This window comes from Bradyrhizobium sp. in8p8 (assembly GCF_000426845.1).
Lineage (GTDB): Bacteria > Pseudomonadota > Alphaproteobacteria > Rhizobiales > Xanthobacteraceae > Bradyrhizobium > Bradyrhizobium japonicum_C.
In genome coordinates this window covers 1-21,141 of sequence record NZ_AUGD01000007.1, presented here as the reverse complement: position 1 = coordinate 21,141, position 21,141 = coordinate 1, and the positions used below count along the sequence as shown (strand labels likewise).

Here is a 21,141-nt window from a genome sequence, read left to right as displayed (position 1 = left end):
AAGATCGACGTCGATCCGAACCTGCCACGCAGCATCGTCACCGACTCCAAGCGCCTGCAGCAGGTCCTGAAGAACCTGCTCTCGAACGCCTTCAAGTTCACCGCCGAAGGCGAGGTGCGCCTCAAGGTCGCCGGCGCGATCGGCGGCTGGGGAACGGATCATCCGGTGCTGAACTCCGCGCCGGCCGTGATCGCATTCGAAGTGTCCGATACCGGCATCGGAATCCCGTTGGAGAAGCAGAAACTGATCTTCGAGGCCTTCCAGCAGGCGGATGCAGGCACGAGCCGAAAGTACGGCGGCACCGGACTTGGGCTCGCGATCAGCCGCGAGCTCGCGAGCCTGCTCGGCGGCGAGATCCATCTGCGCAGCACGCCTGGCAAGGGCTCGTCCTTCACGCTATATCTGCCGCTGAAATATTCCGGCCCGACCCTTGCGCCGCGGTCCGCGCCGGCGCCGCAGCAATACAGCCAGACTCCGGCTCTGCAACCGCCCGCGCCCGAGCAGCGCGTGATCGAGCAGCTTCCCGACGACCGGTTGAACCTCGAGCCTGGCGACAGCATCCTCCTGATCGTCGAGGATGACCCGCATTACGCCCGGGTGCTGGTGGATCTGGCCCGCGACAAAGGCTTCCGGGTCCTGGTCGCGGCCCGCGGCGGGGAAGCGCTGGAGCTCGCCAAGCAGTACCAGCCGACCGCCGTCTCCCTCGACGTGTTCCTGCCTGATATGCTCGGCTGGACCGTGCTGAGCCAGCTCAAGCACAATCCGCTCACCCGCCACATCCCGGTGCAGATCATCACGCTCGACGAGGACCGCCAGCATGCGCTGGCGCGCGGCGCATTCTCGTTCGTCAACAAGCCGACGACGCCCGAAGGCATCTCTGCCGCGCTGACGCAGATCAAGGAGTATGCGCGGCCGCGGCGCAAGCGGCTGCTGATCGTCGAGGACAACGAGGCCGAGCAGCTTTCGATCCGCGAGCTGCTGCATCATGACGATATCGAGATCGTGACGACGGACACCGGCGCTGGCGCGCTTTCGACGCTCCGCATGCACCCCTGCGACTGCGTGGTGCTCGACCTCAGGCTGCCGGACATGAGTGGTTTCGAGGTGCTGGATCAGATCCGCAACGACGAGACACTGTCGAACATCCCGGTCGTGGTGTTCACCGGACGCGAGCTTTCCGCAGAGGAGGACGCCGAACTGCACACCATGGCGCGCAGCATCGTGGTCAAGGGGGTGGAATCGCCCGAGCGCCTGCTCGACGAGACCGCGCTGTTCCTGCACCGCGTGATCACGGAATTGCCGGTCGAGAAGCAGCGTATGCTGGAGAAGCTAAATAGTTCCGACGAGGACCTGATCGGCAAGACCGCCCTGCTCGTCGACGACGACGCCCGCAACATCTTCGCCCTGTCGAGTGTGCTCGAACGTCGTGGCATGAAAGTGCTGACGGCGACGACCGGCAGCGAGGCGGTGACACTGGTCGAATCCAATCCGGAGATCGCGATCGTGCTGATGGACATCATGATGCCGCAGATGGATGGCTATCAGACCATCGGCGTGATCCGCGAGAACCCGGCCTTCGCCCGTCTTCCGATCATCGCCTTGACCGCCAAGGCGATGAAGGGCGACCGTGAGAAGTGCCTCGAAGCCGGCGCGTCCGATTACCTCGCCAAGCCGGTCAACACCGACCAATTGCTGCTTGCGATCCGCATGTGGCTGCATCGCTGAGTTGGGCCCCGTATGGACCAGGACAAGGTCAATATCCTTCTCGTCGACGATCAGCCCGCCAAGCTGCTTGCCTATGAGGTGATCCTGAAGGATCTCGGCGAGAACCTCGTGATCGCCTCGTCGGGACGCGAGGCGCTCGAGGTGCTGCTCAAGACTGAGATCGCGGTGATCTTGGTCGACGTCTGCATGCCCGAACTCGACGGCTTCGAGCTCGCCGCCATGATCCGCGAGCATCCGCGGTTCCAGAAGACCGCGATGATCTTCATCTCAGCCATCCAGGTCAGCGACATGGACCGATTGCGCGGCTACGAGATGGGCGCGGTCGATTATGTGCCGGTTCCGGTCGTGCCGGAGGTGCTGCGCGCCAAGATAAAGGTGTTTGCCGAGCTTTACCGCAAGACCCGCGAACTCGAACGGCTGAACCACGATCTCGAAGACCGCGTCCGCGCTCGCACCGCGGAACTGGAGCGTTCCACCGCGAAGCTGCGCGAAAGCGAGCAGCGGCGCAGCATGGCGATCGCTGCCGGCAAGATGGGGTCCTGGGACTGGGACTGGGTCAGCGGCGATTGGATGTGGGATGAGGGGCAGTACCGCATCTTTGGCGTCGACGCGGAGAGCTTTGAGGTCAACCCGGCGAATGTTCAGGCGCTGTTGCATCCCGATGACGTCGATCAGTTGCGCAGGGCGATCGCCGAATTCAGCAAAGGCACGCGTGCCTATGAGACAGAGTTCCGCATCTTGCGGCCCGACGGCGAGGTTCGCTGGTGCGTCGGCACGGCGGCTGCAACGGTCGACGAGAGCGGGCGCGTGGTGCGCGTCAGCGGCGTCACCGTCGACATCACCGAACGCAAGCGCGCCGAGGAGCGGCAGAATCTGCTGGCGCGGGAAGTTGATCATCGCGCCAAGAATGCGCTGGCGCTGGCGCAGTCGATCGTGCGTCTCACCCGGGCCGACGAGGTCAAGGCCTATGTCAACGCCGTCGAGGGACGCATCAATGCGCTGGCGCGCGTGCACACCATCCTGTCGCTGTCGAGCTGGCAGGGTGCCGAACTCTCTAAGCTGATCGACGAGGAGCTTGCGCCCTACTCGCTCGGCGGCCAGATCAGATTGGCCGGGCCCGAAGTCCAGCTGCTGCCGACAACGGCGCAGACACTTGCGCTCGCGCTGCACGAGCTCTTCACCAACTCGGCGAAGTATGGCGCGCTCTCCACGCGATCGGGGCGGCTTTCGATCGCCTGGCAGATTGAGGACGAACTCCTCACCCTGAGCTGGGAGGAATCCGGCGGTCCGTTGGTCATGACACCGAAATCCCGCGGCTTCGGCACGCGGAGCCTGCTTGCGAGCGTCGAGTCGCAGCTTGGCGGACAGGCGCAGTTCGATTGGCGCGCCGAGGGCCTGTTGTGCCGCCTGGAGGTCCCGTTGACGCGCAAGGCCTCGGCGACGACAGCACCCGGCAAGTTCGACGCCGCCGGCGCCGCCGAATTGCAACGCGCGTCCGGTTAACCGGACGCAGCGCTCGTCATGCGCCGGACCGTCCGCGGTTCGCGTGCGACCCGCCCTTCCAGCCAGGCTTCCGTTCGCGCGAGATCGCGCAATGCCCTGGCGTAGCGGCGTGCCGCGCTTCGCTCCGCCCCGTTCGGGAGCTTGCGCGCCTTGCGCAGGATGTCCGCGGCCGCGTTGCGATAGGCCAGCGAGCGGTAGAGAAAGACTACCTTACCCATATTGATGTTCCCGTTTTGCTGGGCTCCATCCTCGCAGGCCCGGCATGAACGTCGCATGAAAACCGGCGACGACGATTCCTCCACTCGAAAGGAACCTGGTAATCACGCTGGCGTTTGCATGCCACAATTCGGGATGCGGTCCATGCGCAGAAGGCATCAGCTGATCTCAGCCACCGGCCTCATCAAGCTGATGACGCATACAATGATGGGCGCAGCCCTCGGCCTCACCTTCACCCTTACGCTGGTCCTGTCCAACCCGGCCGTGGCCAACTTGCTAAACAACGGCGGAAGCCAGGCGATCGTGGTCGTCGCTCTCACCTTGGTGATGACGTTCGCGATCGGCGCCACCCTTACGGGCGTCGTGTTCATCCTTACAGAGGACAAGGAACCTTGAAGGGTGCGTGACGCACTATGCGACGACCCGTTTAGGGCTTGTGCGCGAACGAGGGTTGCCTGCGTCAATGATTCTCCCGCATGTCCGATCACGCGTGCGGGATCACCAGCGGTCGTCATGCGCGACCGCGCACCCGGTCCCGAATGTCGGGCAGAACGTCGGTGCCACCAGCCGCCTTCCATTCCCCGATCAGAAGGTTGATCCTCCGGCGCAACTCCATCTGCGCCAGGGCCTTTTCAGTGCAGTCGCGATCGCGCTCGACGAGGTCGCGCACCGACACCTCGACGTCGGCCATCTCAAGCCTCAAGGCTCTGATTTTGCGTCGAATTTCGCTAATTCTGTTGTCCATGGCTTGTTAGAACAAAATAAGAACATATAGTCAAGTCACGATTTCGGAACGGAGAAGTCAGATGCCGGTGCAAGGTAAATACGACGCGCGGGTTTTCCTGAGCGAGCAGATGACGCGAGCGCAGGGGCTCAAGCTGAAACGGCTGAGCGAGGAAGCTTATCAGCCTGCTCAATATTCGCGTGATCTCTCCTTCAGCGAGGCCGCACAGCGCATCCGAGCGTTGGAAGCGGAGATCGAGCTGGCGAATTCCTTCTAGACTGCATCGCGCCTTCCGGAGTGTTGCACACGCGCTCCCGGAACCATGCCTGTACCGAAGGGTTCTTCTCGGCCAAGGGAGAACATGCATGGCACGCAAGGCAAAGAAACGCTACTCACGCAGCTCGGGCAGCGATGTCGCGAGCGAGATGCGGCGCTACAAGAAGGGGACCGCGAAGAGCGGCCGTGGAGGACGCGGCGGCCGCGTCAAGAGCCGCAAACAGGCGATCGCGATCGGACTGTCGAAGGCGCGCAAGAAAGGCAAGAAGGTCCCGAAGAAGGCATCGAAGCGAACGAGCGCCAAGAAGACGTCCAGGAAAACATCCAAGAAGTCGTCCAGGAAGTCCTCGAAGAAATCATCGAAGCGTAAATCCTCCACACGGTCGCGCTGACCTGTTCACATCATGCTGCCTGGCATGAAGCAGCGGATCGAAACCCCGAACGCCGTCTTCACCGGCCACACCATGGTGCGGCCGGCCCGGTTCGGCTCGGTGATCACGGCGTCGTCCGGCACCTCGATCCACTGCCCGTCGAGACGCACACGGTAACGTCCGTTGTGCGATTCCCAGTCGGGATCGGCAACGGCGAAACCATCCGCGTCCGAGCAGCATGGACCGAGGCGACTGCGCAGGCTGTCGAACCAGGGCTTCAGGGGAGAATTCGCGTAACGGCCGTCGTCGCGCCCGAACGCGTTTCCGCCTGAAAGAACCAATGGCGCCACGAGCAGCGTGCTCCACAGCGAGAACTTCAATCGATCCATGTCGGCACCGATCAACTGCGTACCACCGGCCCGTTCCACAAAGCGGTGGCAGGTTGGAAGTTCCAAGGTTGCAACCACATTTGGCGGCGCCCATTGCCGTCTGCAACGGGAATTGGAACTGTGATGAGCCAAGAGGCTCTTTCAGACGACCTGCGTCGCTGCGGCTAACAAGAATGTTATCCGGACGTCCACGGGACTTCTGAGGATGAACAGGAAAGGCGGCCCGATAGGGCCGCCTTTTTTCTAACCGATGTTGCGCGCTCGGCTTAGGCGAGCGGAACCGCGACGAATCTTGTCGCCTCCGCGCTTCTGACCTGCAACAGCACGCTGCGCTTGCCGGACGACTTGGCCTGCGCCAGCTCCGAACGGACGTCGCCGACACTGGCAACGGCCTTGCCGCCGACATTTAGGATGACGTCGCCGGTCTGAATGCCGCGCTGAGCTGCCGGCCCCTGCGGATCGACCTCGGTGACGACGACACCGCTCTGACCTGCACCCTGGACGTCGCCAGCCGGTGCCAGGCTGAGACCCAGGCGCGGCGTGCCGGCATTCGGCTGCCCCCTACGCTCGTCGGAATTGCGATTTTCTTTGGCTTGCCGCTCGTTCGGCAGCTCGCCTAGCGCCAAAGTCACCGTTTTGCTGTCGCCCTTGCGGAACACCTCGAGCTTCACCGACGTACCCGGTGCCAGGGTGGCAATGGTGCGGGCAAGATCGCGGGAGTCCTTGATCGCGGTGCCGTTGACGGCGGTGATGACGTCACCGGCCTCGATGCCGGCCTTCGCCGCCGGGCTGCCATCTTGCGGATTGTCGACGATTGCACCGCGCGCCTCCTTGAGGCCGAGGCTGTCCGCAATATCCGATGTCACGGGTTGCACCTGCACGCCGAGCCAACCGCGGGTGACCGCCCCCTTGTCCTTCAATTGCGCGACGACGAGCTTGGCGGTCGAGGCCGGAATATCAAAGCCGATGCCGACGGAGCCGCCCGAGGGCGAGAAGATCGCCGTGTTCACGCCGATCACGTTGCCGTTCATATCGAAGGCCGGGCCGCCTGAATTGCCCTTGTTGATGGGCGCATCGATCTGGATGAAGTCGTCATAGGGACCATTCCCGATGTCCCGACCGCTGGCCGAGACGATGCCGGCGGTCACGGTGCCGCCAAGACCAAAGGGATTGCCGACCGCGACCACCCAGTCGCCGATGCGCGGCTTCTGGTCGGAGAATTTGACGAACGGAAAATCCCTCCTGCCATCGACCTTGATCAGCGCCAGATCGGTCTTCGGGTCGGTGCCGACGACCTTCGCCTTGTAGGTCGTGCCGTCGTCCATGGTGACCTGAACGGATTCGGCGTGATCGACGACATGGTTGTTGGTCACTGCATAGCCGTCGGCGGAGATGAAGAAGCCGGACCCTTCACCGGTGATCATCTGGTGACGCTGGCGCGGCATGCCGTTCATGCCGCCCGGAAAGCGGAAACCGAATTGCCGCGAGAACTGGTCGAACGGCGTGTCCTCGTCCGAGTCCATACGGTTCTGCTGCAGCATTGCGCTCTTGTCGTTGTCCCGGTCGATCCTGACCCGCACGGAGATAACCGCGGGTTTGACCTTGCTGACCAGATCGCCGAAGCTCGGTGGCGTCGCCGCGGCCTCCGCAGCCTGAGCCGGCGCAATGAAGGAATTCATGCCGAACGGCGAAGTGCCCGGCGCAATTGACAGGGCGGCTACGCCCAGCGCGGCCACGGTGCCGAGCAGCGCGAGGCGGCGCGGCCGCAAGATCTTGCGAGACGTGGTGGTGTCGGAATTGACGCGATCGTTCATGTCGAAATGTCCATGTTGAGCTGGTGTCGCCTTGACCCCAACATGGTCGTTGCCACCTTACGGGGTCCCGTCCGTCCGATTAAATCTCGGCAAAGAATGAGGCAGCGGGCGCGGCAGGAAAATCACCCCTGCCCGTTTGATACAGCTCAACATGGGTCCTTCGCGCCGTGAAAAACTGCGATCATCGGATGACGACCGGAGGCGCGCCATGTACAAAGATATTCTCGTCCACATTCCCACCGAACGTCCCATGCGACCCGCAATCGAGGGCTCGATCTCGCTCGCGGCGCACCTCAACGCCCATCTCGACGCGGTCGCGGTGGGCTATGTCACAACCAGTGTAGCCTACGTGATGGAGGGGGGCGCGGCCGTGGCGGCCGTGTTCGAGCTGGAACGCGAGCGCGCCGTGGAACGGGCCGAGGCAGCGCTGGCCGTGTTCAAGACCGAAGCGGCGAACGCCGGCATCTCCTACGCCTGCCACCCGCTCGGCGCGATCCCGGCGGACGCAGCCGAATCGCTCGGCGAGATGGCCCGGCTGCACGACCTCAGCATCGTGCTCCAGCCTGATCCGGCGCAAGGCTCGTTCGACAACGACGTGCCAAGCGAGATCCTGTTCCAGGCGGGCGGCCCGGTGCTCTTCCTGCCTTACACCTTCCGTGGAGCCTTCAAGGCAAACCGGATCGGCATCTGCTGGGACGGCAGCCGTCTCGCCGCCCGAGCAGTGCGCGACGCAGCGCCGTTCCTGGCGCGCGCCACAGAAATCGTGGTCATCACCATCAACGAACCCGACGCCGGCTCCGGCGAAGCTTCAGCAAGCGGTCTGGCAAGACATCTCGGCCGGCGCGGTCTGTCGACCCGCATCGTCGGCCTGTCGGCGACGCGCGCCGACATTCAGCCGACCATCCTGTCGCTCGCGGCCGATGAGAGCCTCGACCTCCTTGTGATGGGTGGCTACGGCCATTCCCGGTTGCAGGAGCGCATTCTCGGGGGCGTCACGCGTGCCATGCTGGAGGCCATGACGGTCCCGACACTGATGACCCACTGAGCCGCGCCGGCTTGGCGCCATCACGCCGCGACGGGAGCTTCCCATGTCGCGGCTGCGGGGGTGTCCTCGTCCTGAGACACATTGCAGGCGTCGAAATATGCCTTGAGCTCGATGTCGGCGAGATGTTCGAAATGTTCGGCTTGGCCGAGGAGTTCCCAGTTCTGCAGCGGCCGGTAGGCCGCCTGCTGTCGACAGAGGGATGCCAGCGCCCGGTAGCGACGTACGTTCTCCATGAGACCCTCCCTCGCATTTGCTGGGGGTTATCGCCCCAGTTTGCGTCAGGCCGATGGCGGTTGCGCGAAAGATTTGCTGCGCCCCGCACCCGATTTCGGCTCGCTCCTGGGAAATGCGTATTCGGCTCAAAGTTCCAAACGCGCCGGCGGACGCTCGGCCTCACGCGGGTCTACCGGATCGGCCCCCATCGCTGACGCGCATCCGCTGCGCAGCATTGTCTTGCCGCTTCGGGATCCGGCCCCTCTCAGCTGCGAGGCGAATGGCCTGGATGTTTGCACCATAATCGGCAACGCCCTTGCCGCGAAACACGGCGGAACCCGCGACCAGCACATCAGCTCCCGCCGCCGCCACGACAGCGGCATTGTCGGGCGTGATACCGCCGTCGACCTCGAGCCGGATCGGCCGATCGCCAATCATGGTCTTGATCCGTTCGATCTTTTCAAGCTGGGGCTCGAGGAAGGACTGGCCGCCGAATCCCGGATTGACCGTCATCACCAGCACCAGATCGACGTGATCGAGCGCATAGGCGATCGCACTCTCGGGCGTGGCGGGACAGAGGCTGACACCGGCCTTCTTGCCGAGCGCGCGGATCGCCTGGAGCGAGCGGTCCAGATGCGGGCCGGCCTCGGCGTGCACCGTGATGATATCCGCTCCAGCTTGCGCGAACGCTTCGAGATAGGGATCGGTCGGCGCGATCATCAAATGCACGTCGAAGATCTTCTCCGTCTGCGGCCGGATCGCCTTGATGACGTCGGCACCGAAGCTGATGTTCGGTACGAAATGTCCGTCCATGACATCGCAATGGATCCAATCGGCGCCAGCCGCGTCGATTGCCGAAATCTCCTCGCCGAGCCGCGAGAAATCCGCAGCCAGGATCGAGGGAGCAATGATGATCTCTCCGGTCATGGCTCTGCACTCCGCACATCGGCGCCGCCGTTGAAGACCCGGCTCGCCAACACGTCCATGGCATCGATGGTTTCGAGATCGGCGACATCCAGCATGCGGTCGAGATCCGACACCAGACGATCGGCCTGCCGCAGGCGAATGCGGTCGACCGCGTTACGGATCGAGCGCGCATTGGAGAAGAACGGCTGGGTGCGGCGTAGCGCGATGTATTTCTCGAACGCTTCCCGCGCTGCTGCCGAGAAGCGATAGCCGCGCTCTTTCAGCATCAGCTCGGCGATGACGAGCAGCTCGGCCTCGGCATAGTCTGGGAATTCGATGTGGTGGGCGATGCGCGAGCGGAAGCCGGGATTCGAGGCGAAAAAACTGGTCATCCGCTCGCCATAGCCGGCGAGAATCACGACGAGGTCCTCGCGCTGGTTCTCCATCACCTGGAGCAGGATCTCGATCGCCTCCTGCCCATAGTCACGCTCATTGTCGGGGCGATGCAGGTAATAGGCCTCGTCAATGAACAGCACGCCGCCCATCGCCTTCTTCAATATCTCCTTCGTCTTCGGCGCGGTGTGGCCGATATACTGGCCGACGAGATCGTCGCGTGTCACCGAGATCACCTGGCCGCGCCGCACGAACCCAAGTCCGTGCAGGATCTTCGCCATGCGCAGCGCCACGGTGGTCTTGCCGGTGCCGGGATTGCCGGTGAACGACATGTGCAGCGTCGGCGGGGCGGAAGCGAGGCCCGCCCGCTGCCGGACACGTTCGATCAGCAGCAGTGAGGCGATCTGGCGCACGCGGCTCTTCACCGGCTTGAGCCCGATCAGTTCCTGATCGAGCTGTTGCAGCGTATCCGTGATCCCGGCCGCTTCGGCCTCCTTGCGGAGATCGAAATGGGTCTCGCCGGGTTCGGTCGTCGTTGCATCGGGCACGTCGAGCATCGGCACCTCGAAGAAAGGAGCTTCGCCGCGGGGGAAGCGGCGAAGCAGTGGTCCGCCAAGGATACGGAGCAGGGAGAGCCCCGTGCGGAGGTGAACAGCTCAGGTTGCGGCCTGCGCGGCCGGCTTGCGCACCGTGGTGTAGCGAACGGCGCGGCCACCGACTTCCTGGCGCACCAGTTCGAATTCGGCCTCCTGCTTCGGCCGGTTGACGAGGAAGGAGATCCGCACCGATTCCCAGCCATGGCTGGAATCGAAGCCGCTGATGCGGATGTAGCGGTCGCTGTACACCTTTCGGCACTCGGCCAGCTCCATCATCACACCTGCGGCATCCTGGAGATCGAACATCGGCAGCCCCCACATCTCCCAATAGGTGTTGCGGGGATGCGGATCGTCGGTGAACTCGATGTTCACCGCCCAGCCGTTGGCGAGGCAATACTGCACCTGGCTTGTTATCTGCTGGTCGGTCAGATCGGGCAGGAACGAGAAGCAGCCCTGGGTCATCTTCATGTCAGATCTCCTCAGACGGTTTCCAGCGCGGTCGGCACGAAGTCCGGCGTGTCGGTGGATTGATAGTTGAAGGTGACGTCCTTCCAGACCTCGAGCGCGGCCTTCAGCGGCGTGCAGGTCTGAGCCGCCTTGGCGAGGATCTCTGGCCCTTCGTGGACATAGTCGCGTCCCTCATTGCGGGCGAGGATCATCGCTTCCAGCGCGACGCGATTGGCGGTCGCCCCGGCCGCAATGCCCATGGGATGACCGATGGTGCCGCCGCCGAACTGCAGCACCACGTCCTCACCCAGCAGATCGAGCAGCTGGTGCATCTGCCCGGCATGGATGCCGCCGGAGGCAACCGGCATCATCTTGTTGAGGCTGGCCCATGACTGGTCGAAGAACAGGCCATGTTCCAGCTTGGTCGGGTTGAAGTCCTCGCGGCAGACGTCGTAGTAGCCGCGCGTGGTGTTTGGATCGCCTTCGAGCTTGCCGACCACCGTGCCGGCGTGGATGTGGTCGACGCCCGCAAGCCGCATCCATTTCGCGATGACGCGAAATGACACTCCGTGGCTCTTCTGCCGCGTATAGGTCGAGTGGCCAGCGCGATGCAGATGCAGGATCATATCATTGCGCCGCGCCCATCTGGCCATCGACTGGATCGCGGTGTAGCCGATCACGAGATCGATCATGACGATGACCGAGCCGAGCTCTTTCGCGAACTCCGCGCGCTCGTACATGTCCTCCATCGTGCCCGCGGTGACGTTCAGGTAGGTGCCTTTCACCTCACCTGAGGCCGCCTGCGCGCGGTTCACCGCCTCCATGCAGTAAAGGAAACGGTCGCGCCAGTGCATGAAGGGCTGCGAGTTGATGTTCTCGTCGTCCTTGGTGAAATCGAGCCCGCCCTTCAGCGCCTCGTAGACCACGCGGCCGTAGTTGCGGCCGGAAAGTCCGAGCTTCGGCTTCACGGTGGCCCCCAGCAACGGCCGACCGAACTTGTCGAGGCGTTCGCGCTCGACCACGATGCCGGTCGCGGGCCCCTGGAACGTCTTCACATAGGCGACGGGGAAGCGCATATCTTCCAGCCGCAACGCCTTGAGCGGCTTGAACCCGAACACGTTGCCGATGATGGACGCCGAGAGGTTGGCGATCGAGCCCGGCTCGAACAGGTCGAGATCATAGGCGATGTAGGCGAAGTACGAGCCGGGCGAGCCCGGGACCGGATCGACGCGATAGCATTTGGCGCGATATTTCTCCGCGGCGGTCAGGCGATCGGTCCACACCACCGTCCAGGTCGCGGTAGAGGATTCGCCGGCTACCGCAGCCGATGCCTCGATCGGATCGACGCCCTCCTGTGGCGTGACGCGAAACAGCGCGATCACGTCCGTATCCTTTGGCGTGTAGTCGGGCTCCCAATAACCCATGCGCTTGTATTCCATCACGCCGGATCGATAGCGCTCTTTGCCGCGGACTGTGCCTGCATGTGCGTTCATGTCTCTCTCCTGCTCTTTTCTCTGGTCTTTCGGATTGGCTAGGCCGCCACGGACTCGCGGGCGTCGCCGCGCGGATCGAGTTCGCCGGCGCGATATCGACGCGCCATCTCGCTCATCGGGACCACCTTGATCCTGCTCGCATGGCCCGCGGTGCCGAATTGCTCGAAGCGCTCGCGGCAAAGCTCGCGCATCGCATCCATTGCCGGCTTGAGAAACTTGCGCGGATCGAACTCGGAGCGCGCCTCGGACGCGACCTTACGGAACACCGCGGTCATCGCGAGGCGGCAGTCCGTGTCGATATTGACCTTGCGCACGCCGCTCCTGATGCCCCGGACGATCTCCTCGACAGGCACCCCCCAGGTCTGGGGCATCTCGCCGCCGAACTGGTTGAACATGTCCTGGAGCGGCTGCGGCACGGAGGAGGAGCCGTGCATGACCAGATGCGTATTCGGCAGTCGCCGATGGATCTCCTCGACCACGCGCATCGCGAGGATGTCCCCGTCCGGTTTGCGGCTGAACTTATAGGCACCGTGCGAGGTGCCCATCGCGATCGCGAGTGCATCGACCTTCGTCGCGCGCACGAAATCGACGGCTTGATCCGGATCGGTCAGTAGCTGGTCGTGACCGACTGTGCCCTCGACGCCGTGCCCATCCTCCTGCTCCCCGCCGCCCTGCTCGAGCGAGCCAAGCACGCCGAGCTCGCCTTCGACTGACGCGCCGACCCAGTGCGCGAGATCGACGACGCGGCGGGTGATCGCAACGTTGTAATCGTAGTCCGCCGCCGTTTTGGCATCGGCCTTGAGCGAGCCGTCCATCATCACCGAGGTGAAGCCATGGGCGATGGCCGAGGCGCACGTCGCCTCATCATTGCCGTGGTCCTGGTGCATGCAGAGCGGGATGTCCGGATAGGTTCGCTCCAGCGCGTCGATCATGTGCGAAAGCATGAGGTCGCCGGCATAGCTGCGCGCGCCGCGCGAGGCCTGCATGATCACAGGCGCATCGACCTCGGCTGCCGCCTGCATGATCGCGATGCCCTGCTCCATGTTGTTGATGTTGAACGCCGGCACGGCATAACCGTGGCTGGCGGCATGATCGAGCAGTTGCCGAAGTGTGATACGGGCCACGAGACGTCCTCCTTGTTGGTCATTGGCTCTTGCGCGCAATCGCCCGGCGGGCGGCTTCCGCAATGCTTTGCGGCGTGATGCCGAATTCGCGGTACAGCACGGCTGCGGGCGCCGAGGCGCCGAAGCCACGCATGCCGACGAATTCGCCCTCCATCCCGATCCAGCGTGACCAATCGCCCTGCACGGCCGCCTCGATACCGACGCGCGGCGCTGTGCCGAGCACCGTGGCGCGGTAATCTTCCGGCTGTTCCTCGAACAGCGCGAAGCACGGCGCCGAGACGACGGCCGCACGGATGTGCTCGGTCGCTAGCAGGCGGGCAGCATCCAGCGCGATCGAGACCTCCGAGCCGGTTGCCATCAACGTCACGTCGCGGCCGCCGTCCGGGGAGACGACGAGGTAGGCACCGCGCGCGACGCGATTTTTGCCGCGCGCATCGCTGCGGAAAGTCGGCAATGCCTGCCGCGACAGGCACAACACGGACGGACGATGCTCCGCGCTCAATGCGCAATCCCAGGCCTCCAGCGTCTCCACCGCATCAGCCGGCCGGAACACGAGCAGGTTGGGAATCACGCGCAGCGCCGCGAGATGCTCGACCGGCTGGTGCGTCGGGCCGTCCTCGCCGAGGCCGATCGAATCGTGCGTCATCACGTGGATGACGCGCAGCCGCATCAGGGCCGCGAGCCGGATCGCCGGCCGGCTGTAGTCGGAAAACGCGAGGAACGTGCCGCCGTAGGGGATGAAGCCCCCATGCAGCGCGAGGCCGTTCATCGCAGCGGCCATGCCATGCTCGCGAATGCCGTAATGAATGTAGTCGCCCGCGAACGCACCGCTCTTGACCGGCGCCTGCGCCCTGGCGTGCGTCAGATTCGAATGTGTCAGGTCCGCGGAGCCGCCGACAAGGCCGGGAATCGTCCCGGCGATGCCATCAAGCACCTGTTGCGAGGCCTGCCGCGTCGCGAGCTTCGGACGCTCGGATGCAAAGCGCTCGCGCAACTTCGCCGCGGCCAGTGCATAGGCGGCGGGCAAGGCAACGGCTCTGCCCTCGACGAACAGGTCGCGCTGCTCGGGCGTTGCGCATTCATAGCGATCAAGCCAGGCGAGGCGATCGACCTGCCCGCGTTGCCCGATCATCCGCCAGGCTTTGAGGATCGGGATCGGCACGACGAAGGGCTGATAGTCCCAGCCCAGCGCCCGGCGCGCTGCTGCGGTCTGCTCGGTACCAAGCGGCGCGCCGTGCGCCTTCTCGGTGCCCTGCCGATCAGGCGCACCATAGCCGATGATGGTGCGGCAGGCGATCAACGACGGCTTCTCGGTTTCGCGCTCTTCGGCGATTGCCTGCGCAATGGCTTCGGGATCGTGGCCGTCGATTCGACGCACCGACCAGCCGGAGGCTGCAAAGCGTGCCAGCTGGTCGTCGGAGGTCGCCAGCGAGGTCGGCCCGTCGATGGAGATGCCGTTATCGTCGAACAGCACGATCAACCGGCCGAGTTGGAGATGACCGGCAAGCGAGATCGCCTCCTGGCTGATGCCTTCCATCAGGCAGCCGTCGCCGGCGATGACATACGTAAAGTGATCGACGAGGCCGTCGCCATGGCGCGCATTGGCCATACGCTCGGCGAGCGCCATGCCGACCGCGGTGGCGATCCCTTGCCCCAACGGGCCGGTCGTGGTCTCGACGCCGGCCGTGTGGCCGTATTCGGGATGGCCCGGCGTTTTGGAGCCCCACTGCCGGAAGGCCTTGATGTCGTCCAGGCTGACATCGCCGCCGGTCAGATGCAGCAGCGCATAGAGCAGCATCGAGCCGTGACCTGCCGACAGCACAAAGCGGTCGCGGTCCGGCCAGTTCGGATGCGCCGAGTCGAATTTCAGGAAGCGCGAGAACAGCACGGTCGCGACGTCGGCCATGCCCATCGGCAGGCCGGGATGCCCCGACTGCGAGGTCTCGATGGCGTCGATCGCGAGGAAGCGGACGGCGTTTGCGAGGTCGTTATGTGCGACGGCATAGAGGTCGGCTTCGGCATGTACCGAGATGTTCATAAGATCCTCCCGTTGTTGGTGTCGCGGATCATTTCAGGCTTCGCTTGCGCTCGATGAGTTGCATGATCAGCGGCGTCAGGATCAGCTGCATCGCGAGATCGAGCTTGGCGCCGGGGCACACGATCGAGTTGGCGCGGGACATCCAGCTTTGCGGCAGCATCGAGAGCAGATAGGGGAAATCGATGCCGCGCGGGTTCTTGAAGCGGATCACGACCATCGATTCGTCCGGCGTCGGGATCCAGCGCGCCACGAAGGGATTGGAGGTGTCCACCGTCGGCACGCGCTGGAAGTTGATGTCGGTCTCGGTGAACTGCGGGCAGATGTAGTGAATGTAATCCGGCATCCGCCGCAGGATGGTGTCCGTGACGGCCTCGGTCGAATAGCCGCGCGCGCTGCGGTCGCGGTGCAGCTTCTGGATCCATTCGAGATTGATGACAGGCACGACGCCGATCTTGAGGTCGGCGTAGCGCGCGACATTGACCTTGTCCGTGACCACCGCGCCGTGCAGGCCCTCATAGAACAGCAGGTCGGAGTTCTCCGGCAGCCGCTTCCACTCGGTGAAGGTGCCGGGCGCGGCGCCGTGCAGCGCGGACTCCTCGGCGTCGTGGACGTAGTGCCGCGTCACCGCAGTCCCGGTCTCGCCGTAATCCCGGAAGGCCCGCTCGAGCTCTTCGAACAGATTGGTTTCGGGGCTGAAATGGCTGAAATGCTTGTTGCCGCGCTCGGCCTCCTTGGCCATCTGCGCGCGCATCTCGGCGCGGTCGTAGCGATGAAAGGCGTCGCCCTCGATGTAGGCAGCGTTGACTTTCTCACGGAAGAATATCTGCTCGAAGGTTTTTTTGACCGAGGTGGTGCCGGCGCCGGAGGAGCCCGTGATGGAGATGATCGGATGCTTCCTGGACATGGGATCGCCTCGCTCAGAGCCGGAAGAATCCGCGCCGCGCGAATAGCGGCGCCGAGACGCTCGCGACCAGCAGCGGATCGCAATGCAATTCCTCGACGCGCCGCACCCCGTTGCTCGAGCCCATGATCAGCGGGACGCGCTGGTGCAGACTCTGTGCCGACAGCTCCACGATGCGCTCGCGTCCGGTGGTTGCGGAGCCGCCGGCCTGCTCGATGATCATCGCCATCGGATGCGCCTCGTAAGTCAGGCGCAGGCGGCCGTCGCCGTAGCCGGCGCGCGCGTCCGCGGGATAGAGAAACACGCCGCCGCGGGTGAGGATGCGATAGGCCTCGGCGACCAACGAGCCGATCCAGCGCATGTTGAAATCGTGGTTGGCGGGGCCTTCGACACCGGCGAGGCATTCGTCGATGAAGGCGCGCACTGGCGGATCCCAGTGCCGGCGATTGGACGCGTTGATCGCGAACTCGTCACAGGCCTCGGAGATCTGCACGCCGCTGCGCGCGAGGCGGAAGCAGCCCGCCTTGCGGTCGAGCGTGAAGATGTCGACGCCCTCGCCGAGCGTCAGCACCAGCGAGGTCTGGGGGCCGTAGGTGACGAAGCCGGCGGCGAGCTGCGCCGAACCGCGCTGGTGGAAGGCGAGCGAGAGATCATCGGGTGCCGGCAGGATCGAGAAGATGGTGCCGACGGTCATGTTGATGTCGATGTTGGAGGAGCCATCGAGCGGATCGATCGCGATGCAGATGCGGCCCTGACGATCGACGATCTGAGCCTCACGCATCTCCTCCGACGCCAGCGCCGCGATCGGCAGCCTGCCGAGGCGGCGGCGCAGGATCGCATCCGCCTGCACGTCGAGATCGCGCTGGAGATCGCCGTCGCTGTTGCGGCCGGTGGTCAGGCCCGAAGCATCCGCTAGATCGCCCGAGGCGATGAGATCCGCGATTTCGATAGCGGCGGCTGCGATGGCATCGACGGCGCCCGCCACCGCTAGCGCGTGCGGAACGGTCTCTGAATACCGTTGAAGGTGGTCATCCAGCCTGAGTTGCCCAATCATCTGCGTCCATCCCCTTGCCGGCGCCGCACCTATTGTCCCTCCCCGCTGGAGGTTTGGTGCGCCCAGTCCCGGCATCAGGAGATTGACAGGGGCAGCTTAATAAGGAAAATTTCTATTCATAATGAGCCTCAAAGAATTTTCTTATAATGGTCCCGGCCATGCGGCCGCTCAGCTCCGGCATCTGACGATCCGGCAGTTGCGCTCGCTTGCGGCGCTCTCGCTCAAAGGCAGCGTCACGGCCGCGTCCAGCCATCTCGGGCTGACCCAGCCGGCCGTGACCCAGCAGCTTCGGCAGCTTCAGGACCTCGCCGGCCTGCCGCTGGTGCAGCGGACCGGTGACGGCATGCTGCTGACGGACGCAGGCAAGGAGGTGCTGGCGCTGGCCGAGCGCGTCGAAGCTGCCATCGCGGACTGCCAAGGTGCGCTCGACCTGCTTGCGGGGCGGACCGGCGGCACCGTGCATCTCGGCGCGGTCTCGACCGCGAAATACTTCGTGCCGCACGCGATCGCGGCGTTCTCCAAGCGATACCCGAAGATCGAGATCAAGCTCACCATCGGCAATCGCGAAGAGATCCGCGAGGCCATGCACGGCTACGACCTCGATTTTGCGGTCATGGGTCGGCCACCGGCCGACGTCACCGTCGACGTCCGCCAGCTCGGGCGCAATCCGCACATCATCGTCGCGCGCAAGGGGCACTGGCTGGAGAAGGATTCCGGTCTCAGCCTGACCGACCTCGTGCACGAGACCTTCCTCACCCGCGAGCCCGGCTCGGGCACGCGGACGCTGATGGAAGGCATGTTCCAGAAGTCGGATCTCGAGCCGGTCATCGGCATGGAGATGAGCAGCAACGAGACCATCAAGCAGGCGGTGATCGCCGGACTCGGCATCGCCTTCATCTCGGCCCACACCGTGGCGCATGAGCTCGCCGAGGGCCGGCTCGTCGTGCTCGATGTCGCGGGCCTGCCGATCGTCCGGCAATGGTACGTGATCCGCCGCAGCGACAAGGTGCTGCTGCCGCCCGCGCAGGCGATGTTCGATTTCCTGGGTTCGGAAGGCTCGAACTATCTGCCCGACGTACCCGAGCTCGGCGGGCGATAGGGCGAAGGCGCTCAGCTCATCAGCTTCATGGCCAAGGTCGCCATCAGCACCAAGATGATCTGGAGCAGACGCTCGGTCGTGAAGATGCGGTTGAAGGTGGTCATCGCGTGCCCCGGCCGACGTGAAGAAGATGTCGATCCGCGCGTTGCTAGCACAGTAGGATGCGCAGGCAACTCCGTAGTCGCCCCGTGGGCGGCGGCGCCTCCCCGGCGCCGGTTCGCGGCCGGGCCGATGGCTTGAGATCAGGCCGCGAGCGAGGCGGCGCAGTCGCTGCGCGTCGCGAAATAGGCTTCGAGCTCCGACAACGCCCGCGCTTCCCAATCCCTGGCCTGCTCCAGCAGCGACCAGCTCTGGCCCGGGCGGAATGCAGCAGTCTGGCGATAGAGCGATGCGATGCCACGGTAGCGGCGCACGTTCTCCAGGATGGCGTGACCGTTCATGATTGAAGACTCCCTCGTCATTCCCGCGGGAGAAACTGCGGCCAAATCTTTTTCGAAAAGTTAGCGGCGCCCGGCAAGTTCGCGGATGGTTGCCGGACTGTTGCGCGGGCGCAACGTGCGCGAGAAGGTCTATTGCGGATTCGTTACCGCGCTCTCGGCCGAAGGCTTCAGTCCGCCGCTTCTGACGCCGAGCGCGACGCAAATGCCCTGAAGCAGGACGGACATTAGACGACCACCAGCCCAAGCAGAAACGCCTGGCACGACCATGGCCGCCCCCGCTGTACGCCGAACAGCCCCGCACGCTTCATCAGCCTTCCCCCTGCCGCCCGTTAACCAGGAGGGTCTGCGATCAAAGTGCTACGGCGCCGCAGTGACCGCGAGACGGAATTGCATCCTTGCGCCGTTGGTGAATGGGCCACATCCGGGCATGCTGGCGGTCATTCAGTCGCCGCATAGAGCAGGCCGGCGACGGGCAGCGCGAGGCCAATGGCCGATGCAAGCATCCAGCCGCCCTGCGCGAAGGCGAAGGCTCCGACCCCAGAGCCCGCCGCACCGGCCGCGAAGAACGTCGCCATGTAGAGGCCGTTGAGGCGGCTGCGGTGCTCGTGCCCAAGCGCGAAGATGGCGCGGAAGCCGAGCACGACGTTGCCCTGGACGCCGATGTCGATGGCAATCGCAGCCACGACCAGACAGGCGAGGTTCAGCATCGAGCCGGGGACGCCGATATAGGTCGCGAGGAAGCCGGCCGCCGCGAGCAGCATCGCGACCAGTGTCGCGATGCGGCTGTGGCCGCTGTCGGCGAGCCGTCCGGCGATCGGTGCGGCGAATACGCCGGCAACGCCGGCGAGCGCGAACAGCGCGATGCCGCGCTGGGTGAAACCGAATTCGCCGGCCAACTGGAGCGGAGCCACCGTCCAGAACAAAGTGAAGGCGCCGAACAGGCTCGCCTGATAGAGCGCGCGGCGCCGCAGCAGCGGCGTGGCCCGCACCAGCTGCGGCATCGACAGCAACAATTCGCCATAGTGCATCCGCGCGAGCGGCCTGCGCTTCGGCAACGTCATCCAGAGCACGGCGGCGAGTACGATCATCAGCGCGGCCGAGCAGAAGAACACCGCGTGCCAGGACAGCGCTGCAGTGATGAAGCTCGACACCGGACGCGCCAGCATGATGCCGAGCATCAGCCCGGTCGAGACGTTGCCGACGACGCGGCCGCGGATGGCTTCGGGTGCCAGATGCGCGGCATAGGGAATGATAATCTGCACGGCGACCGAGCCGACCCCGATGAACAATGCGGCAAGCAGGAACGGCAGCGCATGGGTCGCGAAGGCGGCAGCGAGCAACGCCGCAGCGCCGAGCATGATCACCGCGCAGATCAGGGCACGGTTCTCGACGAGATCGCCGAGCGGCACGATGAGCAGCAGCCCGGTGCCGTAGCCGATCTGCGTCATTGTGACGATCAGCCCCGCCGCCGCATGCGACAGGCCGAGCGCGGCGCTGATCGGGGCGATCAGCGGCTGGGCATAGTAGATGTTGGCGGCGACCATGCCGCAAGCCGCAGCGAGCACGACGGTCAGGCGCTGGGACAGCGTATCCGGGCCGGGCGTGCTCTCGATCGTGGCATTCATGGTCATTCTCTTGGACTCAAGATAGGTATAGGGAATGACTATTCCCCATTCTGACAAAAAATTCAGGCGAGCAGCTTCATCGCGACCTAGCAGCGTGTCCTCACGGGGACGCTGCGGTGCGTCCGGGGCAAGAAGGTGGAGTCTTGCGCACGCCCTCTCCGCCTCGTCATTGCGAGGAGCTTCTGCGACGAAGCAATCCACACTGTCGCCGGGGACGAATTCTGGATTGCTTCGCTGCGCTCGCAACGACAGAGCAAGGGCGGCATCGCCGCCGTTCTCAAATGCGCGTGTCGGCTCGCAGACATGCCTTCCCGTTCTCGCGGCTGCTTCACCCGAGCTTTGCTTGATCTCTCCGCACTCCAAACCAAGAGGGCGCAGGGAAGGCCGAGTGCCGGCGGCACCCGCGGTCTGCTGCGCAAAAGGTGCACGCAGGAAACCGCACAGCAGCATACAGGTGAAGCCCAACACACGGCCTTCCCTGCGCGATGGTCGGACGGCTTATGCCGCGCTCTCCCGGGAGCCGAGTTCCTTCTGGCCTCCCTCGCCCCAGCGAAATTCACCGGCGCCCGCGCCGGTTGACGCGACTGCCGCATTCGCCAACGCTTGACCGTAGCAACGACGGTCAGGACCACACGGTTTTGCCGTACGCGCGGTTCGCTTGACCCCACCGGCTCCGACGGCCTTGTGCACGTTGCCATCGAGCACCGGCGGGACGAACCTGTCAGCGCCGCTCGTCCGCACGCGGTCGC

Annotated in this window: 24 protein-coding genes; 8 read left to right on the top strand and 16 right to left on the bottom strand. The window is 64.5% G+C overall.

The features are described from left to right. Positions 1-75 precede the first annotated feature (75 nt). Both K408_RS44310 and K408_RS0118495 read left to right on the top strand, forming a co-directional pair. Positions 76-1,725: a response regulator gene (locus K408_RS44310; protein WP_433994142.1), complete on the top strand. Its 1,650-nt coding sequence runs from the start codon at positions 76-78 to the stop codon at positions 1,723-1,725. Positions 1,726-1,737: 12 nt separating this feature from the next. Further along, positions 1,738-3,228 (top strand): HWE histidine kinase domain-containing protein, encoded by a 1,491-nt coding sequence (locus tag K408_RS0118495; RefSeq protein WP_024340322.1) that lies wholly within the window; start codon positions 1,738-1,740, stop codon positions 3,226-3,228. On the opposite strand, the gene K408_RS0118490 is transcribed toward K408_RS0118495, so the two are convergent. Continuing rightward, the gene (locus tag K408_RS0118490; RefSeq protein WP_024340323.1) at positions 3,225-3,446 is read right to left on the bottom strand and encodes a hypothetical protein; all 222 of its coding nucleotides are present in this window, start codon (positions 3,444-3,446) and stop codon (positions 3,225-3,227) included. The genes K408_RS0118495 and K408_RS0118490 overlap by 4 nt on opposite strands. Before the next feature lie 142 nt (positions 3,447-3,588). On the opposite strand from K408_RS0118490, the gene K408_RS0118485 reads away from it, so the two are divergent. Then, positions 3,589-3,840 (top strand): hypothetical protein, encoded by a 252-nt coding sequence (locus tag K408_RS0118485; RefSeq protein ID WP_422866290.1) that lies wholly within the window; start codon positions 3,589-3,591, stop codon positions 3,838-3,840. A 115-nt stretch (positions 3,841-3,955) separates the two neighbouring features. Here the strand turns inward: K408_RS0118485 and K408_RS38175 are convergent, their stop codons facing one another. Next, positions 3,956-4,135: a hypothetical protein gene (locus K408_RS38175; protein ID WP_051160686.1), complete on the bottom strand. Its 180-nt coding sequence runs from the start codon at positions 4,133-4,135 to the stop codon at positions 3,956-3,958. A 115-nt stretch (positions 4,136-4,250) separates the two neighbouring features. Here K408_RS38175 and K408_RS0118475 point away from each other — a divergent pair, with 115 nt between their 5' ends. Beyond that, the gene (locus K408_RS0118475; protein WP_024340325.1) at positions 4,251-4,445 is read left to right on the top strand and encodes a DUF3072 domain-containing protein; all 195 of its coding nucleotides are present in this window, start codon (positions 4,251-4,253) and stop codon (positions 4,443-4,445) included. An 88-nt stretch (positions 4,446-4,533) separates the two neighbouring features. Further along, positions 4,534-4,836 carry a DUF6496 domain-containing protein gene (locus K408_RS0118470; RefSeq protein WP_024340326.1) on the top strand — a complete coding sequence of 101 codons (303 nt, stop codon included), beginning with the start codon at positions 4,534-4,536 and terminating at the stop codon, positions 4,834-4,836. 5 nt (positions 4,837-4,841) lie between these two features. On the opposite strand, the gene K408_RS0118465 is transcribed toward K408_RS0118470, so the two are convergent. Both K408_RS0118465 and K408_RS0118460 read right to left on the bottom strand, forming a co-directional pair. Further along, the gene (locus tag K408_RS0118465) at positions 4,842-5,204 is read right to left on the bottom strand and encodes a hypothetical protein (protein WP_024340327.1); all 363 of its coding nucleotides are present in this window, start codon (positions 5,202-5,204) and stop codon (positions 4,842-4,844) included. Between the two features lie 266 nt (positions 5,205-5,470). Further along, positions 5,471-7,018 (bottom strand): Do family serine endopeptidase, encoded by a 1,548-nt coding sequence (locus K408_RS0118460; RefSeq protein WP_024340328.1) that lies wholly within the window; start codon positions 7,016-7,018, stop codon positions 5,471-5,473. 208 nt (positions 7,019-7,226) lie between these two features. Between K408_RS0118460 and K408_RS0118455 the strand changes: the two genes are divergently transcribed. Beyond that, positions 7,227-8,063, top strand: a complete 837-nt coding sequence (locus K408_RS0118455) for a universal stress protein (protein WP_024340329.1) — start codon at positions 7,227-7,229, stop codon at positions 8,061-8,063. A 20-nt stretch (positions 8,064-8,083) separates the two neighbouring features. Here K408_RS0118455 and K408_RS0118450 read toward each other — a convergent pair whose 3' ends face one another. The 9 genes from K408_RS0118450 to K408_RS0118410 all read right to left on the bottom strand — a co-directional run bounded on the left by K408_RS0118450 (position 8,084) and on the right by K408_RS0118410 (position 17,228). Then, positions 8,084-8,296, bottom strand: coding sequence for a hypothetical protein (locus tag K408_RS0118450; protein ID WP_024340330.1), 213 nt, complete (start codon positions 8,294-8,296; stop codon positions 8,084-8,086). Positions 8,297-8,456: 160 nt separating this feature from the next. Next, positions 8,457-9,203 carry a ribulose-phosphate 3-epimerase gene (gene rpe, locus K408_RS0118445; protein ID WP_024340331.1) on the bottom strand — a complete coding sequence of 249 codons (747 nt, stop codon included), beginning with the start codon at positions 9,201-9,203 and terminating at the stop codon, positions 8,457-8,459. Beyond that, positions 9,200-10,132: a CbbX protein gene (gene cbbX, locus K408_RS0118440; RefSeq protein WP_024340332.1), complete on the bottom strand. Its 933-nt coding sequence runs from the start codon at positions 10,130-10,132 to the stop codon at positions 9,200-9,202. Before cbbX ends, rpe begins: the two co-directional genes overlap by 4 nt. 99 nt (positions 10,133-10,231) lie before the next feature. After that, positions 10,232-10,639, bottom strand: coding sequence for a ribulose bisphosphate carboxylase small subunit (locus K408_RS0118435; RefSeq protein ID WP_024340333.1), 408 nt, complete (start codon positions 10,637-10,639; stop codon positions 10,232-10,234). Between the two features lie 11 nt (positions 10,640-10,650). Further along, complete coding sequence (locus K408_RS0118430) at positions 10,651-12,111, bottom strand: form I ribulose bisphosphate carboxylase large subunit (protein ID WP_024340334.1); 1,461 nt, start codon at positions 12,109-12,111, stop codon at positions 10,651-10,653. A gap of 38 nt (positions 12,112-12,149) precedes the next feature. Then, entirely contained in the window at positions 12,150-13,235 is a 1,086-nt protein-coding gene (fba, locus tag K408_RS0118425; RefSeq protein ID WP_024340335.1) for a class II fructose-bisphosphate aldolase, read from the bottom strand. 19 nt (positions 13,236-13,254) lie between these two features. Further along, on the bottom strand, positions 13,255-15,273 hold the full coding sequence (gene tkt / locus K408_RS0118420) for a transketolase (RefSeq protein WP_024340336.1): 2,019 nt from the start codon (positions 15,271-15,273) through the stop codon (positions 13,255-13,257). Positions 15,274-15,301: 28 nt separating this feature from the next. Continuing rightward, positions 15,302-16,177 (bottom strand): phosphoribulokinase, encoded by an 876-nt coding sequence (locus tag K408_RS0118415; RefSeq protein WP_024340337.1) that lies wholly within the window; start codon positions 16,175-16,177, stop codon positions 15,302-15,304. A 13-nt stretch (positions 16,178-16,190) separates the two neighbouring features. Next, positions 16,191-17,228, bottom strand: coding sequence for a class 1 fructose-bisphosphatase (locus tag K408_RS0118410; RefSeq protein ID WP_024340338.1), 1,038 nt, complete (start codon positions 17,226-17,228; stop codon positions 16,191-16,193). A gap of 121 nt (positions 17,229-17,349) precedes the next feature. Between K408_RS0118410 and K408_RS0118405 the strand changes: the two genes are divergently transcribed. Then, positions 17,350-18,327: a LysR family transcriptional regulator gene (locus K408_RS0118405; protein WP_024340339.1), complete on the top strand. Its 978-nt coding sequence runs from the start codon at positions 17,350-17,352 to the stop codon at positions 18,325-18,327. Positions 18,328-18,569: 242 nt separating this feature from the next. On the opposite strand, the gene K408_RS0118395 is transcribed toward K408_RS0118405, so the two are convergent. After that, complete coding sequence (locus K408_RS0118395; RefSeq protein WP_024340340.1) at positions 18,570-18,767, bottom strand: hypothetical protein; 198 nt, start codon at positions 18,765-18,767, stop codon at positions 18,570-18,572. 85 nt (positions 18,768-18,852) lie between these two features. Here K408_RS0118395 and K408_RS43920 point away from each other — a divergent pair, with 85 nt between their 5' ends. Continuing rightward, the gene (locus K408_RS43920; RefSeq protein ID WP_283806489.1) at positions 18,853-18,978 is read left to right on the top strand and encodes a hypothetical protein; all 126 of its coding nucleotides are present in this window, start codon (positions 18,853-18,855) and stop codon (positions 18,976-18,978) included. Between the two features lie 226 nt (positions 18,979-19,204). Here the strand turns inward: K408_RS43920 and K408_RS0118385 are convergent, their stop codons facing one another. Together K408_RS0118385 and K408_RS43115 are read right to left on the bottom strand one after the other, a co-directional pair. Further along, entirely contained in the window at positions 19,205-20,398 is a 1,194-nt protein-coding gene (locus K408_RS0118385) for an MFS transporter (protein WP_024340341.1), read from the bottom strand. A 492-nt stretch (positions 20,399-20,890) separates the two neighbouring features. After that, the coding region (locus tag K408_RS43115; RefSeq protein ID WP_210164260.1) for a hypothetical protein at positions 20,891-21,141 on the bottom strand (251 nt) is incomplete at its 5' end.

Bases quoted from the DNA above. Each gene is read 5' to 3' on its own strand.
- K408_RS0118490 (WP_024340323.1), bottom strand. From the start codon at position 3,446: ATGGGTAAGGTAGTCTTTCTCTACCGCTCGCTGGCCTATCGCAACGCG.
- K408_RS0118495 (WP_024340322.1), top strand. From the start codon at position 1,738: ATGGACCAGGACAAGGTCAATATCCTTCTCGTCGACGATCAGCCCGCC.
- K408_RS0118430 (WP_024340334.1), bottom strand. From the start codon at position 12,111: ATGAACGCACATGCAGGCACAGTCCGCGGCAAAGAGCGCTATCGATCC.
- cbbX (WP_024340332.1), bottom strand. From the start codon at position 10,132: ATGCTCGACGTGCCCGATGCAACGACGACCGAACCCGGCGAGACCCAT.
- K408_RS0118460 (WP_024340328.1), bottom strand. From the start codon at position 7,018: ATGAACGATCGCGTCAATTCCGACACCACCACGTCTCGCAAGATCTTG.
- tkt (WP_024340336.1), bottom strand. From the start codon at position 15,273: ATGAACATCTCGGTACATGCCGAAGCCGACCTCTATGCCGTCGCACAT.
- K408_RS0118470 (WP_024340326.1), top strand. From the start codon at position 4,534: ATGGCACGCAAGGCAAAGAAACGCTACTCACGCAGCTCGGGCAGCGAT.
- K408_RS43920 (WP_283806489.1), top strand. From the start codon at position 18,853: ATGGTTGCCGGACTGTTGCGCGGGCGCAACGTGCGCGAGAAGGTCTAT.
- K408_RS0118465 (WP_024340327.1), bottom strand. From the start codon at position 5,204: ATGGATCGATTGAAGTTCTCGCTGTGGAGCACGCTGCTCGTGGCGCCA.
- K408_RS0118475 (WP_024340325.1), top strand. From the start codon at position 4,251: ATGCCGGTGCAAGGTAAATACGACGCGCGGGTTTTCCTGAGCGAGCAG.
- K408_RS0118450 (WP_024340330.1), bottom strand. From the start codon at position 8,296: ATGGAGAACGTACGTCGCTACCGGGCGCTGGCATCCCTCTGTCGACAG.
- K408_RS38175 (WP_051160686.1), bottom strand. From the start codon at position 4,135: ATGGCCGACGTCGAGGTGTCGGTGCGCGACCTCGTCGAGCGCGATCGC.
- K408_RS0118395 (WP_024340340.1), bottom strand. From the start codon at position 18,767: ATGAACGGTCACGCCATCCTGGAGAACGTGCGCCGCTACCGTGGCATC.
- K408_RS0118455 (WP_024340329.1), top strand. From the start codon at position 7,227: ATGTACAAAGATATTCTCGTCCACATTCCCACCGAACGTCCCATGCGA.
- rpe (WP_024340331.1), bottom strand. From the start codon at position 9,203: ATGACCGGAGAGATCATCATTGCTCCCTCGATCCTGGCTGCGGATTTC.
- K408_RS0118385 (WP_024340341.1), bottom strand. From the start codon at position 20,398: ATGACCATGAATGCCACGATCGAGAGCACGCCCGGCCCGGATACGCTG.
- K408_RS0118405 (WP_024340339.1), top strand. From the start codon at position 17,350: ATGAGCCTCAAAGAATTTTCTTATAATGGTCCCGGCCATGCGGCCGCT.
- K408_RS0118410 (WP_024340338.1), bottom strand. From the start codon at position 17,228: ATGATTGGGCAACTCAGGCTGGATGACCACCTTCAACGGTATTCAGAG.
- K408_RS0118485 (WP_422866290.1), top strand. From the start codon at position 3,589: ATGCGCAGAAGGCATCAGCTGATCTCAGCCACCGGCCTCATCAAGCTG.
- K408_RS0118435 (WP_024340333.1), bottom strand. From the start codon at position 10,639: ATGAAGATGACCCAGGGCTGCTTCTCGTTCCTGCCCGATCTGACCGAC.
- K408_RS0118415 (WP_024340337.1), bottom strand. From the start codon at position 16,177: ATGTCCAGGAAGCATCCGATCATCTCCATCACGGGCTCCTCCGGCGCC.